Below are 2,142 nucleotides of genomic sequence, written 5' to 3'. Positions count from 1 at the left end.
TCCTACGCCCTCAGCGGCGCATACACCGGCGTCTACGGCTACGCCGGCCAGGTCTACTAACCCACACAAACACGGCGGCCCTGCACCCCACCCAAGGGTGCAGGGCCGCTCTGGCTCGCAGCCTCACACCGGAGGGGCGGGGCTGCCGGGCTGTTCGAACCGGCCCCCACCGCAGGGTGGTGTCCGCCGCCTTGGATATCGTTCGCGCTCGCGCCGGTCGAAGGTTCCACGCCCGAACACAGGGGGTGGCCCGGCGCGCTCCGCACACCCCAGGGGGATCAAGCAGTGCCCAGCAGACGTCGCGTCGGCCTCGCCGCCGCACTCGTGAGCTCGACCGTCATCGTGAGTGCGCTGCCGGTTATGGCCGCGCATGCCGACTCCGAATTCCTGTTCGTGTCCAGCCGCTCCACTACGTGTTCGGACAGCGGCCCGGGCACCGACATGCACCGGCCGTTCTGCAGCATTCAGGCCGCCGCCGACGCGGCGCAGCCGGGCCAGACCATCCGGGTCGGCGGCACCTACACCGAATACACGGAACAGGTCACGCTGAAGCGGTCCGGCACGCCGGGGCACCCGATCACCATCCGGGGCGAAGGCATGCCTGCAGGCCACCGGACGGGCACCGAGTTCCACCCCGGCGGGTGGCCGTCGACCACGAAGTCGCAGCACGCCTTCGTCGCGTCCGGGGTGCACGACATCACGATCAAGAACTTCTGGATCACCCAATCCCCGCAGGAAGCGGTGCTCATCACCGACTCCCAGCGCATCACGCTCGACGGCAACCAGGTGGAGGACGCGGGCCATCAGGCCACGGAGCCGCCGCCCCACAACCTGGACAACGACACGTCGGCCATCCGCCTCACCGGGAAGACCAGCGACGTCACGATCAGCCGCAACCAGATCGTCGACAGCGGCCGGGCGGGCGTCGCCATCGAGCCCGGGGTGACCGGGACCATCGTCACCACCAACGCCTTCTCCAGGGTCTACGGCTTCCGCGCCTCGAACATCATCGTCGCCGACAGCGCGCCCGGCACGGTGGTGAACAGCAACACCATCAGCGCTACCTGCGGCACCGGCATCATCCTCAACGGCAGTTCCACCGGTTCGACCGTGGTGAACAACATCGTCCAGGTCCACCGGAACTGCGAAGCGAGCGTCGGCGTCGGCGTGATGGTGGCATCCGGTTCCGTCCCCGGCACCAGGTCCGACTACAACGTGCTGTACACCGACAGCCCGGACACCCACGCCTACTACTGGGACGGGACTCTCTACAAGACTCCCGCCGACCTCACCACCGCCACCGGCCAGGGGCAGCACGACCTGACGGTGGACCCGAAGCTCTCCGACGGCAGCGGGCTCGGCGAGGACGTCACCCCCACCACCGAGACCGCGGCGTTGGACTCCGCCGACGCCACCGCGCCCGGCCAGCTGGACACCGACGTCTACGGCAACCCGCGCGTCGACGACCCGCTCGTGCCCAACACCGGTACTGGCGTGGGCTACCACGACCGCGGGGCGGCCGAGTACCAGAACCCGTTCAAGGTCTCGCTGACCACCGGCGCGTACATGCCCGACCAGCCGATGGCCGTCAAGTTCCTCGGCGGGACGACCTCGCCCTGGTACCCGGCCACCACGACCCTGGACTTCGGGGACGGCAGCCCGGTCGTGACCGCGCCGACCTTCCCGCTGACGCACACCTACGCCGCAGCGGGGCGGTACACCGCCACGCTGACCGCGACCGACAGCAACGGCACCGTCAAGAAGACCACCGTGGAAGCCGATGTGGCGAGCGGGCCGATCACCGCCGCCGTCCAGGTCCACGGCTCGGCGCTGACCCCCAAGAGCATCTCGGTCACCGGAAGCTCCAACAGCCCCTGGCCGGTCTGGCAGTACGCCGTCGACTTCGGCGACGGCCAGGAGCAATGGTTCCGGTCGCTGCCCGCCGACCCGGTCCCGCACGACTACGCCAAGCCCGGCCGCTACACCGTACGGCTGACCGTGACGGACGATCACGGCCGCTCCGCCACGGCCGACGGCTTCGCCCACATCAACGTCCCCGATCCGGGTGACCGGGCGATCGCCGGCCGCTGGAGCACCGGCAAGCCCGCCGCCAACGGCCTCTTCAACAACGGCACCTGGGCA

1 protein-coding gene is annotated in these 2,142 nt (G+C 69.8%); it reads left to right on the top strand.

Annotated elements, in window-relative coordinates; genetic code table 11:
• Positions 1 to 285: 285 nt before the first annotated feature.
• On the top strand, positions 286 to 2,142 hold a 1,857-nt coding region (locus tag ACFXDE_RS43830; protein WP_380499808.1), incomplete at its 3' end, for a PKD domain-containing protein.

Source organism: Kitasatospora sp. NPDC059408, assembly GCF_042751525.1.
Lineage (GTDB): Bacteria > Actinomycetota > Actinomycetes > Streptomycetales > Streptomycetaceae > Kitasatospora.
The sequence above is the reverse complement of the archived record's forward strand: the minus strand, read 5'-3'. Positions and strand labels throughout refer to the sequence as shown.